We start from the raw sequence: 21074 nt of genomic DNA on the forward strand, positions 1-21074 counted from the left end.
GTGTTAGCCCACCCAGTCGGTATGCGGATCGCCGTCGGCCTGCGGCGGACGCGGCCACATCATCCGCAGGCGCACGGGCGTATCGGCGTGCCAGAACAGCGTGCCGCCCTGGCCGAACTCGCGGGCCAGGGTATCGGCCTGCTCCTGCGTGGCGTCGAGCACCAGACAGCCGTGTTCGACCATGCCGCCCCGGTTGTTGCAGCCCAGTGCCGGGTGGAAGGCCAGGCCCAGCGTGTGCAGGCGGGCGTGCAGCCGCTCCTGTGCCTCATCGTTCACGTGGCGCGGCGTGTCCCCGGGCGGTGGATTCCACGCCGTGATGAACAGATAACGGGAGGCCATCACCTGCCGTTCTACGTCCTCGGCGGTCATGCCGGTGCGGAACAGCCATTCCTGGCGGCCGACGGTGACGAAGTAATGCGCGGCGGCCCAGGCGGTGGCCAGTCGCGCGCGTTCCGCGTCGGGCACATCCCCTGTTCCGTTGCCGTTGGCGGGAACACTGTGTTCGGCCATGGCCGCATCATCGCGCGTAATGACGAGCGCGTACACTCCGCCTTCCCCCCCCCCTCATCGAGTACCTGAACCGGGATGTTCCAGCCCCAGACCAAGCTGCCCAAGGTAGGCACGACCATCTTCACCGTGATGTCCCAACTGGCCGCCGAGCACGGCGCGGTCAACCTGGGGCAGGGATTCCCCGATTTCGCGGTACCGCAGCCGCTGGTGGATGAACTGGCCGCCGCCATGCGCGCCGGGCACAACCAGTACGCGCCCATGACGGGGGTGGCACCGCTGCGCCAGGCCATCGCCGAGAAGGTCCTGCGCTGCTACGGCCGCGAGGTGAACCCGGACACCGAGATCACCGTGACCAGCGGCGCCACCGAGGCGCTGTTCAACGCGATCCACGCGGTGGTGCGCCCGGGTGAAGAGGTCATCGTGCTGGATCCGGCCTACGACAGCTACGAGCCCGCCATCGACCTGGCCGGCGCGCGTGCCGTGCATGTGCCGCTGGATCCGCGGACTTTCGCGGTGGACTGGGACCGCGTGCGCGCGGCGATCACGCCGAAGACGCGCCTGCTGATCGTCAACAGCCCGCACAACCCGTCGGGCGCGATGTTCGACGAAGCCGACATCCGCGCGCTGTCCTCGCTGCTGGAAGGCACCGGCATCTACCTGGTCTCGGACGAGGTATACGAACACATCGTCTTTGACGGGCGCCGCCACGAGTCGATCCTGCGGTACCCGGAACTGGCCGCGCGCGCCTTCGTGGTGTCCAGTTTCGGCAAGACCTACCACTGCACCGGCTGGAAGATCGGCTATGCCATCGCACCGCCGCCGTTGAGCGCGGAGTTCCGCAAGGTGCACCAGTACAACGTGTTCTGCACGTTCGCGCCGGCCCAGCACGCGTTCGCCGCGATGATCCGCGACGAACCCGGGCACTACGAGCAATTGGGTGCGTTCTACCAGGAAAAGCGCGACCGTTTCCGCGAGCAGTTGCTGGGCACGAAGTTCAAACCGCTGCCGGTGCCGGGCGGCTATTTCCAGCTGGTCGACTATTCAGCGGTCAGCGATCTGCCGGATGCCGAGTTCGTGAAGTGGCTGACCATCGAGCACGGCGTCACCGCGATTCCGCTGTCGCCGTTTTACGAGACCCCGCCGGCTGGCCAGCGCCTGGCACGGCTGTGCTTCGCCAAGAACGAGGCGACGCTGGACGCAGCCATCGAACGGTTGAAGGAGCTCTGATTGTCGTCCCCGTGAACGCTGGGACCCATTGGCTTTGCCTTTGCGCGTCCATGGAGAAGGCAAGGCAAAAGCGACATGGATCCCAGCGTTCGCTGGGATGACGTTCAACAGAATTCCATCGCCGCCGTCCCTGCGGCGGTCAGTGAGGAAAAGAACATGCAGGACCTCCGCATTTCCCTCGTCCAGGGCGAGACACGCTGGCACGACCCGGCAGGCAACCGCGATTACTACGGCGGCCTGATCGCGCCGCTGGCAGGCGAAAGCGATCTGGTGATCCTGCCGGAGACGTTCACCAGCGGCTTCAGCAACGAGGCCATCGACCAGGCCGAGGGCATGGATGGCCCCACGATCAGTTGGATTCGTGAGCAGGCGGCGACACTCGATGCCGCGGTGACCGGCAGCGTGCAACTGCGCACGGCCGACGGCGTGTTCAACCGCCTGCTGTTCGCCACACCCGATGGCGAGCTGCAGTACTACGACAAGCGCCATCTGTTCCGCTATGCCAACGAGCACAAGCGTTACGCGGCCGGCCGCGATCGGCTGACGGTGGAATGGAAGGGCTGGCGGATCAATCCGCTGGTCTGCTACGACCTGCGTTTCCCGGTGTTCGCGCGCAACCGGTACGACGTGGAGCGTGCGGGGCAACTGGATTTCGATCTGCAGCTCTTCGTCGCCAACTGGCCGGCGGCGCGGGCGTATCCGTGGAAGACGTTGCTGCGGGCGCGGGCGATCGAGAACCTGTGCTACGTGGCGGCGGTGAATCGGGCGGGCACCGATGGCAATGGGCATGAGTATTCCGGCGACAGCGCGGTGATCGACATGCTCGGGCAGCCGGTGGTGGAGTTGCCGGCGGGCGAGGGCGTGGTGACGACGACGATTTCGGCCGAGGCGCTGGCGGCGCATCGGGAACGGTTCCCGGCGATGCTGGATGGGGACCGGTTCGAACTGCGTTGAGCCGCTGAGCTGTTGAGCCCCTCTCCCGGCGGGAGAGGGGCTCCAAGCGCCGTTCTCGAAAGAGGTTTCAGCCCGTCTTCTGCGGCAGGATCTGGCACACCGCCTGGCACATCACCAGCACGCGCCCCGCATCGTCGCGGACCTCGCCCGCCAGGAACAACTGGTTGCGCGTGCGCTCCACCAACTTCGCATGACACGTGATGTGCGGCAGGTCCGGCGTCACCGGACGCAGGTACTGCGTGTTGAGCGAGGTCGTTACGCTCGGCGGTGCGATCAGGTACGAGAACGGCCCCAGCGTGTTGTCCAGCGCCGCCACGATGAAACCGCCCTGCATGTGCCCGATCGGATTCTGGTAGCGCGCCAGCACCGGGAACCGCATCGCCAGCGACTGGCCTTCCACGTATTCGACGGGTTCGCCCTGCATGTCGATCAGGCAGGGCGGCGGGATCTGCAGCGGCGCGCCGGCGGGCAGCCGGGCGCGCAGCAGTGCGTTGATGTCGGCTGTCGCGTCGCTCATCGCGTGAAACTCAATTCGAACGACGTGAAGAAGGGCGCGCGAGGCGGTGCGGACAGCGTGCTGCCGGCGACCTGCTTCTGCACGCAGATCGCCAACGGGGTGCCGCCCTCGCGCCAGGTGCGCACCACCTTGCCGCTCGCATCCAGTTCCGCCACGACCACGAACGGCGAGGTATCCGCCGTCGGCGTGGCACAACCGGCGATGGCGGCCTCCAGCGCGACGCCCTGCGCGTCGCGCATGGCGCTGGCCTGGGCCGCGGGCAGCGAGGCTTCGTCCGCATCCGCGCGTTGCTTGGCGCTCGCGTAGTCCGCAGGCGACTGCGCGTGCGCCAGCGACGCGCAGCACAGACTGCAGGCGAGCAGGAGGCGTCGCATCGGCATGGTCACGGCGCCTGCGGCGGTTCGATGCGCCAGATCTTGCCGTCGTCTTCGTCGGTGACGACGTAGACGTGGCCGTCCGCATTGACGCGGACGTCGCGCACGCGCTCGCCGATCTCGTTGAGCAGGCGCTCCTCGCCGGCGATCCTGTCGCCATCCAGGGTCAGGCGGATCAGGTTGCGTTCCGCCAGCGCGCCGAGGAACAGGCTGTTGTTCCAGGGGTTGTCGGGCATGTTGACGAGGAAGGCCATGCCCGACACGCCGGGGGACTTTTCCCACAGGTGGTAGGGCTGCTCCATGCCGTCCTTGGCCTTGCCTTCGGCTTCCGGGATCGGCTGTCCGGAGTAGTTGATGCCGTAGGTGATGACCGGCCAGCCGTAGTTCTTGCCGGCTTCGGGCAGATTGATCTCGTCGCCGCCGCGCGGACCGTGCTCGCTCTGCCATACCTTGCCGGTACGCGGATCGCGCGCCATGCCCTGCATGTTGCGATGGCCGTAGCTGTAGATCTCCGGACGCGCATCGGCGCGGCCGACGAAGGGATTGTCCTGCGGCACGCTGCCATCCAGGTTCAGGCGCACCAGCTTGCCCTGCAACTTGCCCAGTTCCTGCGCGGTGGGCCGCTGGTTGCGTTCGCCCTGGCTGATGAAGACATGGCCGGCATCGTCGAACACGATGCGCGAACCGAAGTGGTTCGGGCCTTCCAGCTTCGGCTCCTGCCGGTAGATGACCTTGACGTCCGTCAGGGCATCGCCGGACAGCGTGCCGTACGCCACGGCGGTACCCGCGGTGCCGTCGTCGCCCGGTTCGGCGTAGCTCAGGTAGATGCGCTGGCTGCTGGCGAAGTCCGGTGCCAGCACGACGTCGAGCAGGCCGCCCTGTCCCGTGGCCCATACCTTGGGTACGCCGGCGATCGGCGCGGAGACCGCGCCGTCGGCGCCGACGCGGCGCAGCTGGCCGCTGCGTTCGGTGACCAGCATGGCGCCATCGGGCAGGAAGGCCAGGCTCCACGGATGGTCGAGGCCGCTGGCCACGCGGGTGACGCGGATCTGGCCCTGCGCGCTGGCCAGCGTCTGCGACGGCTGGTTGGCCGGCGCGGCTTGCGCCGCGGCCGGCGTGGCGTCCTTGGCGGCGTCGCCGTTGGCGGAAGAGTCGCAGGCGGCCAACGGCAGGGCGAGGAGGAGGGCGGTGGCGAGTCGGTGGTGGGCGTGGCGCAACGTCGTATCTCCTGTGGGGGAAGTCAGCGGTAACCGGCGGCCTGCAGTTCGAACAGTTCGGCGTAGCGGCCGCCGGCGGCCATGAGGTGTTCGTGCGTACCGCTGGCTTCCAGGCGACCCTGGTCGAGGACCAGGATGCGGTCGGCCATGCGGACGCTGGAAAAGCGGTGCGAGATCAGCACTGCGGTCCGATTGTCCGACAATTCCTTGAAGCGTTGGAAGACCTCGAACTCGGAACGGGCATCCAGCGCGGCCGTCGGTTCATCCAGGATCATCACCTGCGCGTCGCGCATGTAGGCGCGGGCGATCGCGATCTTCTGCCACTGCCCGCCGGACAGGTCCACGCTGTTCTTGAAACGCCGCCCCACCAGCTGGTCGTAGCCACGCGGCAGGCCTTCGATCACCTCGTCGGCCATCGCGCGCGCAGCGGCGTCGCGGATGCGCGCTTCGTCCTGCATGGCGTCGATGCGGCCCACGCCGATGTTCTCGCCGGCGGTGAGGTGGTAACGCACGAAGTCTTGGAAGATCACCCCGATGTTCGCGCGAAGGTCGTCGATGTCGTACTCGCGCAGGTCGCGCCCGTCGAGCAGGATGCGGCCCTCGTCCGGGTCGTACAGGCGTGCGAGCAGCTTCACCAGCGTGGTCTTGCCCGCGCCGTTCTCGCCGACCAATGCGAGCACCTCGCCGGCCTGCAGCGTGAAATCGAGGTGCCGCACCGCCCAGCGCTCGGCATCGGGATAGCGGAAGCCGACGTTCTCGAACGTGAAGCCCCGTGTGATCGGGCGCGGGATCGGCACGGCCTCCGCCGGCGACGTGATCTCCGGCTCGATCTCGAAGAACGAGAACAGGTCGTCCAGGTACAGCGCCTGGCCGGCCACTTGCGAAAAGCCGATGAGCAGGCCTTCGAGCAACTGGCGCAGGCGCAGGAAGCTGCCGGCGAGGAAGGTCAGGTCGCCGATGCTGAAATCGCCGCGCACCGTGCGCCAGGCGATATAGCCATAGGCGACGTAGTAGCCGAGCGTGCCGAGCGCGGCCAGCACGGTGCCCCACAGCGCGCGCCGACGCGCGAGCGCGCGGTTGGCGAGGAAGAATTTCTCCGCCAGCCCGCGATAGCGTTCGATCAGGAAGCGGTGGAGGTTGAAGATCTTCACCTCCTTCGCCGTTTCCACACTGGCGCCCATCTGCCGCAGGTATTCCAGCTGGCGCCGCTCGGGCGTCCACTGGAAGTTGAGCGAATAGCCCAGCGCGTTGAAATGCGCCTCGCCGACGAAGGCCGGAATCAGCGCGACCGCGAGCAGCGCGATCAGCCAAGGCGCGTAGACCAGCAGGCCCGCTGCGAACGCGACCACGGTGATCGCATCCTGCACCTGGCCGAACAGCTGGCTCATCAGGTTCATGCGTCCCATCGTCTGGCGGCGCGCGCGATCGAGCTTGTCCTGCAGGTCGGGGTCTTCGAAATCCTCCAGGTCGAGCGTGGCGGCGTGCTCCATCAGCCGCACGCTGGTCGCGTTGGTGAACAGCTCCGACAGCAGCGCATCGGCGTAGCTCACCATCCGCCCGAGCAGGTCGGAACCGATGGCGAGCGCGAATTCCAGCGCCAGCAGCGTGGCCAGCGTGTCGAGCTGCCCGCTGCGCCAGGCCTCGCCCAGCGAACCGAAATCCAGGCCCAACCCGACCAGCCGGATGGCTTCGTCGATGATCAGCTTGGCGATGTACAGCGTCACGACGGGGACGAACGCCCGCAGCAGGCGCAGGCCCAGGCTCGCCAGTGTCAGCGTGCGACTGGTCTGCCAGATCTGGCGCAGGAACGGACCGAGGTTGCGCATCGCATCGAAGCGCTCGCGCAGGTTGGGCGTGGGGTTGCGTGCGGGCGCGGCGTGCGGAGAGGGCGACGACATGGGGCGATTGTGCCCGTTCGCGACGGGGCCGTCAGTGAAGGCGCAAGGCGAGCCGCTCCGCCATCGTCATCGCGTCAGCGCATCGCCATGGTGGCAGCCAGCGGCTGGATGTCGAGCGACTGGCCGGCTTCGACGCGCTCGCCGCCACGCACGATCAGGCGGTCGCCGGCATGGACGCTGCCGGTGACTTCCACCAGCCCGTCCACTTCCGCGCCGGTCTTCACCGGCACGCGCTCCGCCTTGCCGGCGGCATCCACGCGCATGACGAAGTCGCCTTCGCGGCGCAGGATCACCGCGTCGCGCGGCACGGCGACCACCGTGCGCGTCTCCGCGCTGGGCAGGCCTACGTCCACGGCGGTGCCGACGGGAATGTCCAGGCCCTGCACGGCGATGCGCAACTCCAGCTGGCGCGAGGCCTCGTCGCCTACCGGCACCAGCGCGCTGACGGGATAGGTGCGTTCCTCGCCGGCGCTGCGCACGCGCACCTCGGTGCCGGAGGCCAGGTGCCGGGCGAGGTCGATGGGCGCGCGGACGCGGACTTCCTGCGCGCCGGTGTCCACCAGCCGGGCGACGGAGCCGCCGGTGACCAGATACTCGCCCAACTGGGTGAGGCGCTCGGCGACGATGCCGTCGAACGGCGCGCGGATCACCATCCGCGTGCGCTGGTGGCGGGTCTGGGCGAGCTGCGCCAACACCCGTGCCCGATCCTGGTCCAGTACGTCGCGGTCTGCGCGCAGCTGCTCGTATTGCGCACGGGCGATGTTCTGCTGCGCGGCGAGTTGCGCGTAGCGCTGTTCCTGCCGGTTGGCCAGCGCCAGCTGTGCCTGGATGCGCGCCAGGTCGGCCTGGCCTTCCTGTTCGCGCAGGCGCAATGCGGTGTCGTCGAGCACGGCCAGCGCCTGTCCGCGGCGCACGCGCTGTCCGACGTCCGCCACCTCGATGACCCGACCCTCCTGTTCGCTCGCCACGCGTGCATCGCGCCGGCTGATGACGCTGCCGGGCGACCAATGGCGTGGTGCGAATGCGGCACTGACGGCGGGTGCCACGCTGACGATGGCGGCAGGCGCACCGGGCTTTGCGGCAGGCGCGCTGGCGTCGGCGTCCCGTTTCAGCAAGGGGAGGGCAAGGATGCCGGCCAGCGCGAGGGCGAGCAGCAGTTTGGGCAAGGGACGCATGGGGTTCTCCGGAGCAGGGGTCAGGAAACGGCGTGGGGAAGCGACGTGTCGACGGTGTCGCGCGCTGGACGCGGTGCGCGTTCGCCGGCCAAGCGCAGCAGTGCCGGCACCAGCACGACGGTGAACAGCAGGCTCAGCGCCACGCCGCCGACGGAGACCGCGGCGAGGCCCCGGTAGATCACCGCGCCGGGGCCGGGATTGATCGCCATCGGCAGCGCGCCGAGCACGCCGGTCAATGCGGCGATCAGGATCGGCCGCAGCCGCTGGTCCAGCGCCTGCTTCAGCGCGTCGTCCAGCGACGCGCCGGCCGCCTGCGCGTCGCGTGCCTGCGCGACCAGCAGGATCGCGTTGTTGATCACCATGCCCAGCAGCATGATGAAACCGATCATCGACAGCAGATCCAGCGTCTGGCCTGCCGCGAGGTCGAGCACGCGCAGCCCGGCCACGCCGCCCAGCACCGCCATCGGCAGCGTGGCCATGACGAAGGCGCTGTCGCGCAGCGACTTGAACATCGCCGCCATCAGCATGAACAGCACGACCAGTGCGAGCGCGAAGTTCATGCCCATGCTGCGCACGACCTCGCCCAACCGGTCGGCGCTGCCCGAGATGCGGATCGCCGCATCCGGCGGCAGCGCATCGCGCAGCGACGGCACGATCTCGTCATTGACGATGTCGAGTGCTTCCTCCAGCGACATCGCCGCCGGTGGATCGACGGTCAGTGTCACCGTGCGGCGGCGGTCGATGCGGCGCAACTGGTTCGGCGCCAGGACCGTGTCGACGCGGGCCAGGTCGGCCAGGCTCAGTACGCCGCCCTGCGGCGTCGCCAGTGGCGCCGCAGCGAGGCGTTCGACATCGTCGCCGCGATTGCTGCGCAGGATGATGGCCAGGCGGCGGTCGCCGTCGAAGTACTCGCCCAGCCACTGGCCGTCGCCCAGCGCGCGAACGACCGTGCCCAGTTCCGGACGGCGCCAGCCCACTTCGGCCAGGCGGCGGTCGTCGGGATTGATGCGCAGCTCCGGCGTGCCGGCATCGGCACTCGGCCACGCCTGCACGTTGGCGCCGGCGAAGCGGTCGGACAGCAGCTTGCGTCCGGCTTCGGCCGCCCGCGTCAGCGCATCCCCGTCGCCATGCTGCAGGTGGATCGCGATGGCACGCGCGGAACCGCCGAAGCCACCGAACAGTTCGCCTTCGCTGGCGAAGGCGCGCGTGTCGGGAAAGCCGACGACGATCTCGTCGCGGACGATGCGTTCCAGTTCGCCGATATCGTCCGGATCCACCACGCGGGCGCCCAGTGAGCCGCCACCGGGCCACAGGTTGAGATACCAGTTGCTGAGCCGCGGGCCTTTCTCGCCGTCCATGTAAGGCCGCATGCGCTCCAGCACGACCGGGGCGATTTCGCGGTTGACGCGTTCCGGGCTCATGCCGGGCGGGAAGTTGAAGGATGCATCCACCGCCGCCCGCTTCACCGGCGGCAGGTAGTCGATCTGCGGCATCAGCAGGGCGGCCAGCAGCATCGGCGCCAGCACGAGTGCGCCGACCCAGGTCCACTGGCGCTTCCTGCCTTCGGTGACCCGCAGGGCCCAGTCGCTGATGCGTGACCACACGCGGTGCTGCGCGGCGTCGCCCGGACGCGTACGCAACCACGTGCCGGCCGCGGCCGGGAGCACGGTGACCGCGATCAGCAGCGAGATGCCGACGGCGATGGAGATGGTCAATGCGAGATCGGCGAACAGCTGGCCCTCCACGTCGTCCATGAAGATCACCGGCAGGAAGACCGCGACCGTGGTCAGCGTGGAGGCGACCAGTGCGCCGCCGACCTGGCGGGTGCCCTCCAGCGCGGCGCGCGTGGACGGCATCCCTTCCTCGCGCAGGCGCACGATGTTCTCGGCCACCACCACGGCGGCGTCCATCACCATGCCTACGGCGAAGGCGAGGCCGGCCAGCGAGATGACATTGAGGCTGCGTCCGGTCAGCTGCAGCACGATGAAGGTCGCCAGCAGCGAGATGGGGATGGCGCAGGCGATCAGCGTGGTGGCGCGCACGTCGCGCAGGAACCACCACAGGCAGCCGACGGCCAGCAGCACGCCGGCGGTCAGGCTGCCGGACAACAGGCCCAGGGCGCGATTGATGAACACCGAGGCATCGAAGCTCTGCGCGATGTCCAGGCCGAGCGGTTTCAGCTCCTCTTCGCGGACCTCGGCGACCACGCGCTTCACTTCGTCCAGCGTATCCAGCACGTTGGCGCCACTCTCGCGCAGGATGCGCAGGCCGATCGCCGGGTTGCCGTTCTGGTAGGCGAAGAACCGTTGCTCCGGACGCTTCACCTCGACGGCGGCCACGTCGCCCAGCCGTACAGGACGCCCGTCGCGCCAGGCCAGGATCAGGTCGCCCATGGCCTCCGGCGAGTAACGGCCGGCGAAACGCAGCACGTACTCGCGGCGGCCGGCTTCGACCACGCCGCCGGAGACGTCGGTGGCGCGCGCGGCGACGGCGGCCACGTCGGGGATCTGGATGCCGAGCGCGGCGGCGCGCTCGAGATCAAGGGTGATGGTGAGTTCGTCCTCGGCGCCGCCATTGATTTCCACGCCGGCCACGCCGTCGACCGAGGTCAGTCGCGGCACCAGGCGGTCCTCGATCAGCTGCCGGTAGTCGAGGATGTCGCCCGGCGTGCCGGGCAGCTTCTGCACGAAGAAGAACGTCAGCGAGTTGTTGGCGTTGTCCGCGCCGGCCCGCACGACAGGCGGGGTCGCGTCGCGTGGCAGCGGCTGCAGGCGGTTCATGCGCGACAGCACCTCCACCAGCATTGCGTCCATGTCGCTGCCGACGGCGAAGGTCAGGTTGATGAAGCTGTTGCCGGCGTTGACGTTGGACGCCATCTCTTCCAGCCCCGGCAGGCCCTGCATCACCGCTTCGATGGGTTCGACGATCTCCGATTCCATTTCCTGCGGCGACGCGGCGCGCCAGGCGGTCTGGATCGACATCTGCGGCCGCTCGATATCCGGGAACAGCTGCAGCGGCAGCTTGCCGAGGCTCATCAGGCCGAACGCGCAGACCATCGCCACGACGACCGCGACGGCGGCCGGATTGCGCAGGGAGGCGTCGGTGAGCTTCATCGTGCGGGTCCGCGTGGTGGTCGGCGGTGCGCACGATGCGCGCATGTCTTCGGGCGTTTATGGCCCGGAAGTCATGCGATGCGCGCGATTGCGGCGAAAGGAGGAAGCCGTACGTTGAACGGAGGATCGAGAATTCGCGTTACGCAAGTTGGGCGCTTTTGGTAGGAGCGACGCAAGTCGCGACCGCACGCGGTGGGCACACCGGGTGGTGGAGAGACCGGCGTCTGAACGCATGCAGGCGCGAGCTTCCTCGCACCTACAGGGATTCGATGGAGCTCGGTACGTGCCGTCGCGACTTACGTCGCTCCTACAGCAGGCAGACGCCCCTACAGCAGCATCGCCAGCTTGTCGCGATGGCTGCGCGACAGCTTCAGTTCCTGCCCGCAGTCCAGCCGCAGGAAGCTCTCGCCATTGGTGTGCGGACGCAGCTCGACCACGCGGCGGGCGTTGACGATGGTGGAGCGGTGGATGCGGGGAAAGCGCTGCGGATCGAGCTGCTTCTCCAGTTCCCGCATCGTGGCGCGCAGGATCAGGGTAGTGCCATTCGGCGCATCGCCATCGGTATGGATGCACATGTAGTCGCCCGCCGCGTCGATCCAGCGGATGCTGTGCAGGTCCACGCGCACGGTACGGCCGCCATCGCGCACGGCCAGCTTCTCTTCGCGGCGCAGCAGGTCCAGCGCGTCGGGCTTGAGGGCCTCATCCAGATCCAGCGGCGGCCGGCCGCTGAGTTCGCCCAGCAGGCCGAGCAGGTGGGCGCAGTGGCCGCTGGCCTCGCGCTGCGCGCGCGCCTGGCGCACGCGGACCAGCGCCTGGGCCAGCCTCGACTCCTCCACCGGCTTCAGCAGGTAATCGGTGGCGGACGCCTCGAAGGCGCGGATGGCGTAGTGGTCGTAGGCGGTCACGAAGACCACCAGCGGCATTTCGCTGGCGGGGACCGCGCGCAGGGTCTGGAAACCGTCCATCCCCGGCATCTGCACGTCGAGGAACATCAGGTCCGGACGGTGTTCGCGCAGGCCCGCGATGGCCGACGCGCCGTCGCCGTAGTGGCCGACGATCGCCACGTCCGGGTGGGCGGCGAGCCGGATTTCCAGGCCGCGGCGGGCCAGCGGCTCGTCGTCGACGATGATGGCGCGCAGCGGCGCACTGGCACTGGCGTCCATGCGTCAGTCTCCCAGCGTCTGCGAGGTTTCGAAGGGCAGGCGCAGCGTCACTTCGATACCGCGTTCGAGGTTGCGCACAAAAAAACCGCTCGCCTCGCCGTACAGCACGTGCAGCCGTTCGCGCGTGTTGCGCAGGCCCACACCCTTGCCGGGCGGCAGCTGGTCGCCTTCGAGGGCGCTGCAGCCGGGGCCGTCGTCGGTCACCCGCAGCACCAGCTGGTCGCCGTCGCGTTCCGCTTCGATCCGGAGCAGGCCGCCGGCGACCTGCTTGGCGACCGCGTACTTGATGGCGTTCTCCACCAGCGGCTGCAGAAGCAGGCTGGGCAGCAACGCGCGCCAGCAGTCCTCGCCGATGCCGGTCTCGATGCGCAGGCGTTCGGCGAAGCGGATCTTCTCGATGTCCAGGTACAGCGTCAGCGCGTCCAGTTCCTGCCGCAGCGTGACGCGCTGCATCGGGTCGTTGTCCAGCGAGTGGCGCAGGAACGACGACAGGCTCTGCACCATGCGGTTGGCGGTGGCGTTGTCGCGGTCCAGGATCAGGGTGGAGATGGCGTTGAGCGTGTTGAACAAGAAATGCGGGTTGAGCTGGTAGCGCAGCATCTTCAGCTGCGCCTGGTGGGCCATGCTGCGCGCGGCCAGGGCGCGCTCGGTTTCGTTCTGCAGCTGCTGGTAGTACTTGATGCCCATGTAGGCGCCCACCCAGGCCAGCAGCACGTAGATGTAGCCCAGCGAGTAGGCGATGAATTCCAGTTGCGTGGCCGGCTTGCAGGTCTCGCAGAAATCGACCAGCACTTCCCGGGTGACGAAGTCGATCAGCGCCGAACTGGCCAGCACCAGCGGGATCATCAGTGCGAGCAGGCGGCGCGGCGGCAGGCTCCAGTAGCGCTTCAGCGCAAAGCGCAGGCCCAGCGTGACCAGCGCGCCCATGGTCGCGGCGGTGGCCGGCACGACCCAGTATCCGGACGGTTTGCCGTGGGCGACGGCGTACAGGCAGCCCTGGGCGAAATAAGCGCTCCAGCCGGTCAGGTGCAGCAGCCAGAAGACGTGCTGGCGCGGCAGGGCCAGCGGATGGGAGGTGGCGATGGCCATGATGTCGATCGGGACGCAGGTGGCGCCATGCTACCGCCCCCGCCGTCGCCGGCCCTCACGGCTTGTCGGCGACCCCGCACGCTTGGGCGCATCCGTGGGTCATTTCAGTGGTCCAGGCGGTTCGCCGTCACCGCCGGACTGCAGGGCGACCGGCAATTGCCAGCCATAGGTCACCGCCATCATGCGCAGGCCGAAACACAGGCCCGCCCCCACCAGGGCACAGGGCAGCGCGGGGAGCGCAAGCCAATGGCCCAATGCCACCACCAGCGCGCCCGCCAGGGCCGCGACCGCATACAGCTCGGCGCGCAACACCAGCGGCACCTGTGCCAGCAGCACGTCGCGCGCGATGCCGCCGCCGATGCCGGTCAGCATGCCCATCGCGGCGGCCATCGGCGGCGAGATGCCGTATTCCAGCGCCTTGCGCGTGCCGGCCACGGCGAACAGCGCCAGGCCCATCGCGTCGAACAGTCGCACGGGGTTGCGGAGCTTTTCGATCAGCGGCGCGCGGAAGAACGTCACCACGCCGGCCGCCAGCGACGTCACCGGGTAGCGCCAATCGCTGAGCGCTGCGGGCGGGGTGGCGCCGATCAGCAGGTCGCGGGTGATGCCGCCCGCCGTCGCCGCAGCGAACGACAGCACCAGTACGCCGAAGAGGTCGAGCCGGCGCCGCACACCCAGCATGGCGCCACTGAGCGCGAATACGAACGTGCCGACCAGGTCGAGGATGAGGACCAGGGTTTCCATGGTCCCCATTGTGCGCTCTGGCGCGCCTGCGGTCAGGGCAGGATCGGCTGCATGCCCACGCCGAGCCGGTTCCACGCATTGATCGTGGCGATGGCCATGGTCAGTTCGGCGATCCCCTGCTCATCGAAATGCGCTTTCAAGGCTTCATACGTCGTGTCGGCCGGCGCGCCGGAAGCGAGCGTGGTCAACTGCTCGGCCCAGGCCAGCGCCGCACCCTCGCGCGCATCGAAAAAGCGGCTGTCGCGCCAGCCGGCCAGCGTGTCGAGCTTGCGAGGCTCCACGCCCGCCTTGCGCAGGGCGCTGCCATGCATGTCCATGCAGTACGCGCAGCCGTTGATCTGCGAGACGCGCAGGAACACCAGTTCGAGGAATTCCTTCCCGAGCGAACCGTTGTGCACCGCGGTGCTGGTGGCATACAGGCCGCGGAAGGCTTCGGGGACGTACTTCGGATAGTCGACGCGATGGAACTTCATGCTCATGGCAGTGCCTCTATGGTGGCCACGATGGCCACCTTCACTACCAGGACGCGCCATCGTCCTGCGGCGTGACACCCACGCCCAGCTTGTCGGGATTGGCGACGGTAAGCAGCTCGCTGATGCGTTCGCCATCGCTGATCGCGACCATCACCGCCGTCAACCGGCCATCGCGGTAACGAAGGATGGCCGGTTCGCCGTTGACGGCTCCCATGCGCCAGGCGATCGCCGGATCCTGCCGGCGGTAAGCCGCCCAGAACAGGCGTGCGATGCGTACCGCGCCCAGCAGCGGGCGAATGACCGCCGCCGCCTTGCCGCCGCCATCGGACACCAGCCTCGCGTCTTCGCGCAGCAGGGCGGCGATCGCCGGCCGGTCGCCACGCCGGGCGGCGTGCATGAAGCGCTCCAGCAATTGGCGATGGTGTTCCGGCGCCACGTCGAAGCGCGGACGCCCCGCCTGCACGCGCTCGCGGGCGCGATGCACCATCTGCCGGCAGTTGGCTTCGCTCTGGCCGAGCAGCGGCGCGATCTGCGCATAGTCGTAGTCGAAGGCTTCCTTCAGCAGGAAGGCCGCGCGTTCCTCGGGTCCCAGGCGCTCAAGCACGGCCAGGAAGGCCAGCGACACCTGTTCGGCGACCTCGGCCGAGTGTTCGGGCGTCGGGGACTCGTCGATCTCGGCGGGTTCGGGTAGCCAGGGGCCGACATAACGCTCGCGCTGCACGCGCGCCGCGCGCAAGCGGTCGATGCCGAGGCGGGTGGCGGCGGTCACCAGCCAGGCTTCGGCATCGCGGATGCCAGTCCGGTCGATCTGCTGCCAGCGCAGCCAGGTGTCCTGGACTACGTCCTCGGCATCGCTGCGGCTGCCGAGCAGGCGATAGGACAGCCCGAACAGGCGGGCGCGGTGGGCTTCGAAGGTGGTTTCGGGGTTCATGCGACCAAAGACGGGGCAGGGCGGCGTGGCGTGACAACCGGTCGAGCGTTCACTTTGGCCTAAAATGGGCGCTTCCGCCCGCTACCCCACCGGCAGCCCCCGGCCTTTACGTCCCATGACCTCGATCAAGCAAGAAGACCTCATCCAGTCCATCGCCGACGGGCTGCAGTACATCAGCTACTACCATCCGGTCGACTACATCAAGAACCTCGCCGCTGCCTACGAGCGCGAGGCATCGCCGGCGGCCAAGGACGCCATCGCCCAGATCCTGATCAACTCGCGCATGTGCGCCGAGGGCCATCGCCCGATCTGCCAGGACACCGGCATCGTCACCGTTTTCCTAGAGATCGGCATGGACGTGCGCTGGGACGACGCCACCATGGGCGTGGAAGACATGGTCCATGAGGGCGTGCGCCGCGCTTACAACCACCCGGACAACAAGCTGCGCGCCAGCGTGCTGGCCGATCCGGCCGGCAAGCGCACCAACACGAAGGACAACACGCCGGGCGTGGTCAACGTCAAGGTCGTCCCGGGCAACACCGTCGACGTGATCGTCGCGGCCAAGGGCGGCGGTTCGGAAGCGAAGTCGAAGTTCGCCATGCTCAATCCCTCCGACTCCATCGTCGACTGGGTATTGAAGACCGTGCCGACCATGGGCGCCGGCTGGTGCCCGCCGGGCATGCTCGGCATCGGCATCGGCGGCACCGCCGAGAAGGCGATGCTGCTGGCGAAGGAATCGCTGATGGAGCCGATCGACATCACCGACCTGCAGGCCCGTGGCGCCAGCAACCGTGCAGAGGAACTGCGGCTTGAACTGTACGAGAAGGTCAATGCGCTCGGCATCGGCGCGCAGGGCCTGGGCGGCCTGACCACGGTGCTCGACATCAAGGTCAAGGACTATCCGACCCACGCCGCCAACCTGCCGGTGGCGATGATCCCAAACTGCGCGGCCACCCGCCACGCGCACTTCACCCTCGACGGCAGCGGTCCGGTGATGCTGGATCCGCCGTCGCTGGAAGACTGGCCCGAACTGACCTACGACGCCTCCAAGGGCCGCCGTGTCGATCTCGATACGCTGACCCAGGCCGATGTCGCCAGCTGGAAGCCGGGCGAAGTGCTGCTGCTCAACGGCAAGCTGCTGACCGGCCGCGACGCCGCGCACAAGCGCATGGTCGACATGCTCAACAAGGGTGAGTCGCTGCCGGTCGACCTGAAGGGCCGCTTCATCTACTACGTGGGCCCGGTCGATCCGGTCCGCGACGAAGTCGTCGGCCCCGCCGGCCCGACCACGGCCACGCGCATGGACAAGTTCACCGAGCAGGTACTCGCGCAGACCGGCCTGCTGGGCATGGTCGGCAAGGCGGAGCGCGGCCCCGCGGCGATCGAGGCGATCAGGAAGCACCAGTCGGCCTACCTGATGGCGGTCGGGGGCGCGGCGTACCTGGTGTCGAAGGCGATCAAGGCGGCCAAGGTCGTCGGCTTCGCCGACCTGGGCATGGAGGCGATCTACGAGTTCACCGTGCAGGACATGCCGGTGACCGTCGCCGTCGATTCGCAGGGCACGTCGGTGCACCAGACGGGGCCAAAGGAATGGCAGGCGCGGATCGGGAAGATTCCGGTGGTAGTGGCCTGACGCTGCCCGTGTCCCACGCTGGCTTGCGCATCAGACCGGCCACCACGCAAGACCATCCGGCCCTGCTGGCCTTGTGGCTGGCGTCCGTGCGTGCGACACATGGCTTCCTGACGGAACGCGACGTAGAGGCGTTGCTGCCGGTCGTGCGTGATGCGGCACTGAAGCACCTCGAGATCTGGGTGATGGCGGGCGAGGGCGACCTCGCCGGTTTCATCGGATTGTCCGATGCGCATGTTGAAGCACTGTTTGTTGCGCCTGCGTACTTCCGTCGCGGTTGTGGGGGCGGCTTGCTCGAGCATGCGCGGGCGATCAAGGGAGCATTGACCGTGGATGTGAACGAACAGAATCCCGCGGCGCTGGCGTTCTACCTGGCCAAGGGATTCGAGGTGGAAGGACGCTCGCCGCTGGATGGCAGTGGCAATCCGTTTCCGCTGTTGCACCTGCGCGAGTCCCTGCCAGTCAAGTCCTGACCTATCCGGAGTTTGCGATGTCGACCACCACGCTTTACTACTCCCGCAGCACCGCCAGCCTGGTCGTCCACTGGCTGCTGATCGAGCTGGGCATCCCGCACGAACTGCACGAGCTGGATTTCGACAAGCGCGACCAGAAATCCGACGACTACCTGAAGCTCAATCCTGCCGGCGTGGTGCCCACGCTGGTGATGGACGGACAGGTGATCACCGAGACCGCGGCGATCCTGATGCACCTGGCCGACACCCACCCGCGCGCGGCGTTGGCGCCCGCCGTGGCGAGCACGCAGCGTGCGCAGTACTACCGTTGGATGCTGTTTTGCGCCAATACGCTGATGCCCGCCTATCGCGCCTGGTTCTACTCGGACGAGATCGCCGGCGAGGCCAACCTCCAGGCCACGCAGGATCACGCGCGGGCGAAGCTGGAAAAGGCGTGGGGGCAGGTCGCCGACCATCTGGAGACTCACGGCCCTTACCTGCTGGGCGCACAGCGCAGTGCGGCGGACTTCCTGCTGACCATGCTGATGCGCTGGTCGCGCAACATGCCCAGGCCGACCGACACCTGGCCGGTGCTGCAGGCTTACGCTCAGCGCATGAAGGCGTTGCCGAGTTTCAAGGAAGTCTATGCCAGGGAAGGATTGACGGACTGGACGTAATCGGTCACTGCTCTCTGTAGGAGCGACGTGAGTCGCGACCGCGGACACTGGGTGGCATCGATTCTGGTTCGCGAATGGCAATGCCGATGCGCAACGACTGAAATGGCGCCAGCGGCTGCCATGGCGCGCGGTCGCGACTCACGTCGCTCCTACAACAGGCAACGCCGCGCGCATTCAGTCCACGTATTCGTCGAACTTCTTGCCACCCTGGAACGGCATCAGGTGCTGGCGCAGAATCCCGCGCGGCACCGTCTCCAGCTTCATCACGCCGTATTCCTCGGGCCAGTCTTCCTGCTTCGGCGGCAGCTTGAACGTACCCATCAGCATGTCCACCAGCGGCAGGTGGATGGCGTAGTTCACGTCCAGGTAGTCCTTGTGCCGCGCGTGGTGCCAGTGGTGGTAGCGCGGCAGCACCAGCAGGTACTCCAGCCAGCCGAAGCGGAGACCGAGGTTGGCGTGCGCCAGCACGGCCTGCAGGCCGACCAGGATCACGTAAGCGTTCACCGCCGGTGTCGAGAAGCCGAGAATCAGCAGCGGCAGCAGCACCGCGCTGCGGGTCAGCACGATCTCGACGATATGGATGCGCGAGCCAGCCAGCCAGTCCATCTCGCGGCTGGAATGATGCACGGCATGGAAGCGCCAGAGCCACGGGATGTTGTGGTAGGCGCGATGCAGCAAGGCCTGCGCGAGATCCGCGACGAACACCGCGATCAGGAACTGCGCCCACACCGGCAGCGACTGGATCGCATCCTTCAGCGCCGGAAACGCGGCCAGTCCGGCGATGGTCGACGTCGACGCGGTCACCAGGATCAGGATGAACTGCACCAGCATGTGGCTCATGAAGAAGTAAGTGACGTCGGTGCGCCAGCCCGGGCGCAGCGGCGAGATCCGGCGCTTGCCCAGGTAGTGCTCCAGCGGTACGAACACCAGTGCCGAGAAGAACAGCGAGATGACGAACCAGTCCAGGCCCAGCGAATACGGCGTCTTGCCGATTGCATCGAACTGCACGTTGGTGCCGCCCAGCAGCACCGCCAGCGTGGCGCTGCCGACGCCGATCAGGGCGATGCGCTTGTTGCGGTCGCGCAGGATCGCCCAGGTGCCCATCGCGAACGCCGCCGCCAGGCCCACCAGCAGCAGGTGGCGGGCGAACTGTTCGTTGTAGGCGGCACGGAACTCCCTGCTGGTCAGCAGTTCCGGGAAGTGGAAGCAGGCCACCGCCATCAGGCTGAGCAGGCCGAGCAGGGCGGCGGAGTAGGCGAAGAACGAGCGGCGTTGGCGTGACATGAAGCGTCCTGGCAGGCGGTGCGATTCCTGCGCAGGATCTTACGTCAGGCAAGGCGGTTTCCGGCCGCATCGACGACCCGTTCGCCGTCTTCCTTGCTGAAGGCGCCGCGCTGCGGCTGCGGCAGGATGTCCAGCACGCGTTCGGAAGGCCGGCACAGCGTCGTGCCCCGCGCGGTGACCACGATCGGCCGGTTGATCAGCACCGGGTGCGCCAGCATGGCGTCGATCAGGGCCTCGTCGTCGGCGTCGGCGAGGCCGAGCTCGCGGTAGGCGGCCTCTTTCGCGCGGACGACGTCCCGGACCGGAACGGCCATCGCACGGATCAGCGCCAGCAGCGTGGCGCGGTCGGGGGGCGTCTTGAGGTACTCGATCACGTGGGGTTCGATGCCCGCGTTGCGGATCAGGCCCAGCGTATTGCGCGAGGTGCCGCAGGCGGGATTGTGGTAGATCGTGACGTCGTCCATCAGTACCAATCCAGCAGCGAGATGCCCAGGCCCACGTAGGTCGCCTTGTGGTTGTAGTCGATCAGGCTTTCGCCATAACCATGGAAGACCTGCACGTGGCCGCGGAAGGCGCGGTTGATCGGGAAGCCGTAGTCCACCTGCACCGCACCGTGCGATTCATCGCCGCCGCGCAACGAATGCCGGCCCAGCACGGTGAAGACGTGGCCGTTGCGCGCATAGGTCAGCATCGCGTCGCCGCGGCCGATGTAGTTCTCGATATCGGGGTTGTCGTCGTCGTTGCCGTCCGGCACGCGATACCACGGTCGCAGCACCAGTGCCCAGTTCTCCCGGTCCAGGCCGAAGGTGGCGATGACGCGGTTCCAGCTGCGCGACAGCGGATCGCTGCGCCCGTTCGACTGGTGGTTGAGCGCGATGCCGGTCATGCGGCCTTTCCATCCGCCGATGCTGTAATTGTTGCGGAACACCAGCATCACTTCCGGTTCGTAGTTGGTCTCGCGGAACGGGCGCGACTCCTCGCCGTTGTAGACCTGCCAGCGCGAGCTCTGGGTGTACGCACCCCAGATGTCGCCGTTGTCGCCGAACACGTTTTCCGCGAACTTCGTCTTGAAGCTCAGCTGGAACTTCGCCTCGATGTCCTGCAGGTCCTGCGGTTCGGTGACCGTGTTGTCCGGGTTCGGGGACGAGGGCGTCTCGTTGACCTGGCTGGTCCAGAACGCCGGCAGCAGGTACATGGGCTTGTAGGCGCGCAACTGGAACACGCCGAGCTTGGAGTCCTTGGCCAGTTCCCAGCGGCTGTCGAGCAGCGAGCCACGCCCGGCGTTGGCGATCAGGTCGGCTTCCTGTGCCTCATCGACCCGGAACCACGCCCCCATGCGGCGCCGGGCGCGCTCGCTCAACGGCAGGTCGGCGGCCTTGGCGGCATCGGCGTCGGCGCGCGCCTTGGCACGGGCCTCGGCTTCCGCCTGCTTCGCGGCGAGTGCCTGAGCGTCGGCCTGGCGGGTATCAGCGGCGGTACGGCCCAGCGCGTCGTCATAGCAGGCGAGGCGGGCGGCATCGTTTTCCAGCAGCAGGCAGGCTTCAGCCGGCGTCGTGGCCGGCGGACTCTCCTGCGCCTGGCCGGCGAACGGGGCCGTCATGCCGAGGACCAGAGGCAGCAGGCGGGTGCGAGGCATCATGCGGAGA

Annotated in this window: 20 protein-coding genes; 5 read left to right on the forward strand and 15 right to left on the reverse strand. The window is 68.0% G+C overall.

All coding sequences use genetic code 11. The annotated features are described in order from the left end of the window. Positions 1-3: 3 nt before the first annotated feature. Complete coding sequence (locus AC1Q5B_RS16950; protein ID WP_492632648.1) at positions 4-510, reverse strand: DUF3293 domain-containing protein; 507 nt, start codon at positions 508-510, stop codon at positions 4-6. Positions 511-585: 75 nt separating this feature from the next. Here AC1Q5B_RS16950 and AC1Q5B_RS16955 point away from each other — a divergent pair, with 75 nt between their 5' ends. Together AC1Q5B_RS16955 and AC1Q5B_RS16960 are read left to right on the forward strand one after the other, a co-directional pair. After that, positions 586-1737, forward strand: coding sequence for a pyridoxal phosphate-dependent aminotransferase (locus AC1Q5B_RS16955; RefSeq protein WP_492632649.1), 1152 nt, complete (start codon positions 586-588; stop codon positions 1735-1737). 156 nt (positions 1738-1893) lie between these two features. Continuing rightward, positions 1894-2691: an amidohydrolase gene (locus AC1Q5B_RS16960; RefSeq protein WP_492632650.1), complete on the forward strand. Its 798-nt coding sequence runs from the start codon at positions 1894-1896 to the stop codon at positions 2689-2691. A 67-nt stretch (positions 2692-2758) separates the two neighbouring features. Here AC1Q5B_RS16960 and AC1Q5B_RS16965 read toward each other — a convergent pair whose 3' ends face one another. From AC1Q5B_RS16965 to AC1Q5B_RS17015, 11 genes are all read right to left on the reverse strand, one after another. Then, entirely contained in the window at positions 2759-3208 is a 450-nt protein-coding gene (locus tag AC1Q5B_RS16965) for a PaaI family thioesterase (protein WP_492632651.1), read from the reverse strand. Next, entirely contained in the window at positions 3205-3588 is a 384-nt protein-coding gene (locus tag AC1Q5B_RS16970; RefSeq protein WP_492632652.1) for a hypothetical protein, read from the reverse strand. Before AC1Q5B_RS16970 ends, AC1Q5B_RS16965 begins: the two co-directional genes overlap by 4 nt. A gap of 2 nt (positions 3589-3590) precedes the next feature. Further along, complete coding sequence (locus AC1Q5B_RS16975) at positions 3591-4799, reverse strand: PQQ-dependent sugar dehydrogenase (protein ID WP_492632653.1); 1209 nt, start codon at positions 4797-4799, stop codon at positions 3591-3593. Between the two features lie 23 nt (positions 4800-4822). Further along, the gene (locus AC1Q5B_RS16980; RefSeq protein ID WP_492632654.1) at positions 4823-6697 is read right to left on the reverse strand and encodes an ABC transporter ATP-binding protein; all 1875 of its coding nucleotides are present in this window, start codon (positions 6695-6697) and stop codon (positions 4823-4825) included. A gap of 74 nt (positions 6698-6771) precedes the next feature. Further along, positions 6772-7872 carry an efflux RND transporter periplasmic adaptor subunit gene (locus AC1Q5B_RS16985; protein WP_492632655.1) on the reverse strand — a complete coding sequence of 367 codons (1101 nt, stop codon included), beginning with the start codon at positions 7870-7872 and terminating at the stop codon, positions 6772-6774. 20 nt (positions 7873-7892) lie between these two features. Beyond that, positions 7893-10985, reverse strand: coding sequence for an efflux RND transporter permease subunit (locus tag AC1Q5B_RS16990; RefSeq protein ID WP_492632656.1), 3093 nt, complete (start codon positions 10983-10985; stop codon positions 7893-7895). Between the two features lie 326 nt (positions 10986-11311). After that, positions 11312-12148, reverse strand: coding sequence for a LytR/AlgR family response regulator transcription factor (locus AC1Q5B_RS16995; RefSeq protein WP_492632657.1), 837 nt, complete (start codon positions 12146-12148; stop codon positions 11312-11314). A 3-nt stretch (positions 12149-12151) separates the two neighbouring features. Further along, positions 12152-13237 (reverse strand): sensor histidine kinase, encoded by a 1086-nt coding sequence (locus AC1Q5B_RS17000; protein WP_492632658.1) that lies wholly within the window; start codon positions 13235-13237, stop codon positions 12152-12154. 99 nt (positions 13238-13336) lie between these two features. Then, positions 13337-13981 (reverse strand): trimeric intracellular cation channel family protein, encoded by a 645-nt coding sequence (locus tag AC1Q5B_RS17005; protein WP_492632659.1) that lies wholly within the window; start codon positions 13979-13981, stop codon positions 13337-13339. 32 nt (positions 13982-14013) lie between these two features. Then, a complete protein-coding gene (locus AC1Q5B_RS17010) occupies positions 14014-14454 on the reverse strand; it encodes a carboxymuconolactone decarboxylase family protein (protein WP_492632815.1) in 441 nt (146 codons plus the stop codon). A gap of 43 nt (positions 14455-14497) precedes the next feature. Beyond that, positions 14498-15385, reverse strand: a complete 888-nt coding sequence (locus AC1Q5B_RS17015; protein ID WP_492632660.1) for an RNA polymerase sigma-70 factor — start codon at positions 15383-15385, stop codon at positions 14498-14500. Between the two features lie 115 nt (positions 15386-15500). Between AC1Q5B_RS17015 and AC1Q5B_RS17020 the strand changes: the two genes are divergently transcribed. Genes AC1Q5B_RS17020 through AC1Q5B_RS17030 form a run of 3 tightly spaced genes read left to right on the forward strand, consistent with a single transcriptional unit; the run spans position 15501 to position 18144 of the window. Next, positions 15501-17018: a fumarate hydratase gene (locus tag AC1Q5B_RS17020; RefSeq protein ID WP_492632661.1), complete on the forward strand. Its 1518-nt coding sequence runs from the start codon at positions 15501-15503 to the stop codon at positions 17016-17018. 23 nt (positions 17019-17041) lie between these two features. Then, complete coding sequence (locus AC1Q5B_RS17025; RefSeq protein ID WP_492632662.1) at positions 17042-17488, forward strand: GNAT family N-acetyltransferase; 447 nt, start codon at positions 17042-17044, stop codon at positions 17486-17488. A 17-nt stretch (positions 17489-17505) separates the two neighbouring features. Beyond that, the gene (locus AC1Q5B_RS17030) at positions 17506-18144 is read left to right on the forward strand and encodes a glutathione S-transferase family protein (protein ID WP_492632663.1); all 639 of its coding nucleotides are present in this window, start codon (positions 17506-17508) and stop codon (positions 18142-18144) included. 174 nt (positions 18145-18318) lie between these two features. On the opposite strand, the gene AC1Q5B_RS17035 is transcribed toward AC1Q5B_RS17030, so the two are convergent. The 3 genes from AC1Q5B_RS17035 to AC1Q5B_RS17045 are packed head-to-tail and all read right to left on the reverse strand — an operon-like array spanning position 18319 to position 21067. Then, entirely contained in the window at positions 18319-19428 is a 1110-nt protein-coding gene (locus AC1Q5B_RS17035) for a sterol desaturase family protein (RefSeq protein ID WP_492632664.1), read from the reverse strand. A 44-nt stretch (positions 19429-19472) separates the two neighbouring features. After that, the gene (gene arsC, locus AC1Q5B_RS17040) at positions 19473-19892 is read right to left on the reverse strand and encodes an arsenate reductase (glutaredoxin) (protein ID WP_492632665.1); all 420 of its coding nucleotides are present in this window, start codon (positions 19890-19892) and stop codon (positions 19473-19475) included. Further along, complete coding sequence (locus tag AC1Q5B_RS17045; protein WP_492632666.1) at positions 19892-21067, reverse strand: phospholipase A; 1176 nt, start codon at positions 21065-21067, stop codon at positions 19892-19894. Before AC1Q5B_RS17045 ends, arsC begins: the two co-directional genes overlap by 1 nt. Positions 21068-21074 lie beyond the last annotated feature (7 nt).

It is taken from the genome of Pseudoxanthomonas sp. GW835-FHT14C01 (genome assembly GCF_058793715.1).

Coding starts and splice junctions, on each gene's coding strand:
- AC1Q5B_RS16950 (WP_492632648.1), bottom strand. CDS start 510: ATGGCCGAACACAGTGTTCCCGCCAACGGCAACGGAACAGGGGATGTG.
- AC1Q5B_RS16955 (WP_492632649.1), top strand. CDS start 586: ATGTTCCAGCCCCAGACCAAGCTGCCCAAGGTAGGCACGACCATCTTC.
- AC1Q5B_RS16960 (WP_492632650.1), top strand. CDS start 1,894: ATGCAGGACCTCCGCATTTCCCTCGTCCAGGGCGAGACACGCTGGCAC.
- AC1Q5B_RS16965 (WP_492632651.1), bottom strand. CDS start 3,208: ATGAGCGACGCGACAGCCGACATCAACGCACTGCTGCGCGCCCGGCTG.
- AC1Q5B_RS16970 (WP_492632652.1), bottom strand. CDS start 3,588: ATGCCGATGCGACGCCTCCTGCTCGCCTGCAGTCTGTGCTGCGCGTCG.
- AC1Q5B_RS16980 (WP_492632654.1), bottom strand. CDS start 6,697: ATGTCGTCGCCCTCTCCGCACGCCGCGCCCGCACGCAACCCCACGCCC.
- AC1Q5B_RS16985 (WP_492632655.1), bottom strand. CDS start 7,872: ATGCGTCCCTTGCCCAAACTGCTGCTCGCCCTCGCGCTGGCCGGCATC.
- AC1Q5B_RS16990 (WP_492632656.1), bottom strand. CDS start 10,985: ATGAAGCTCACCGACGCCTCCCTGCGCAATCCGGCCGCCGTCGCGGTC.
- AC1Q5B_RS16995 (WP_492632657.1), bottom strand. CDS start 12,148: ATGGACGCCAGTGCCAGTGCGCCGCTGCGCGCCATCATCGTCGACGAC.
- AC1Q5B_RS17000 (WP_492632658.1), bottom strand. CDS start 13,237: ATGGCCATCGCCACCTCCCATCCGCTGGCCCTGCCGCGCCAGCACGTC.
- AC1Q5B_RS17005 (WP_492632659.1), bottom strand. CDS start 13,981: ATGGAAACCCTGGTCCTCATCCTCGACCTGGTCGGCACGTTCGTATTC.
- AC1Q5B_RS17010 (WP_492632815.1), bottom strand. CDS start 14,454: ATGAAGTTCCATCGCGTCGACTATCCGAAGTACGTCCCCGAAGCCTTC.
- AC1Q5B_RS17015 (WP_492632660.1), bottom strand. CDS start 15,385: ATGAACCCCGAAACCACCTTCGAAGCCCACCGCGCCCGCCTGTTCGGG.
- AC1Q5B_RS17020 (WP_492632661.1), top strand. CDS start 15,501: ATGACCTCGATCAAGCAAGAAGACCTCATCCAGTCCATCGCCGACGGG.
- AC1Q5B_RS17030 (WP_492632663.1), top strand. CDS start 17,506: ATGTCGACCACCACGCTTTACTACTCCCGCAGCACCGCCAGCCTGGTC.
- AC1Q5B_RS17035 (WP_492632664.1), bottom strand. CDS start 19,428: ATGTCACGCCAACGCCGCTCGTTCTTCGCCTACTCCGCCGCCCTGCTC.
- arsC (WP_492632665.1), bottom strand. CDS start 19,892: ATGGACGACGTCACGATCTACCACAATCCCGCCTGCGGCACCTCGCGC.
- AC1Q5B_RS17045 (WP_492632666.1), bottom strand. CDS start 21,067: ATGATGCCTCGCACCCGCCTGCTGCCTCTGGTCCTCGGCATGACGGCC.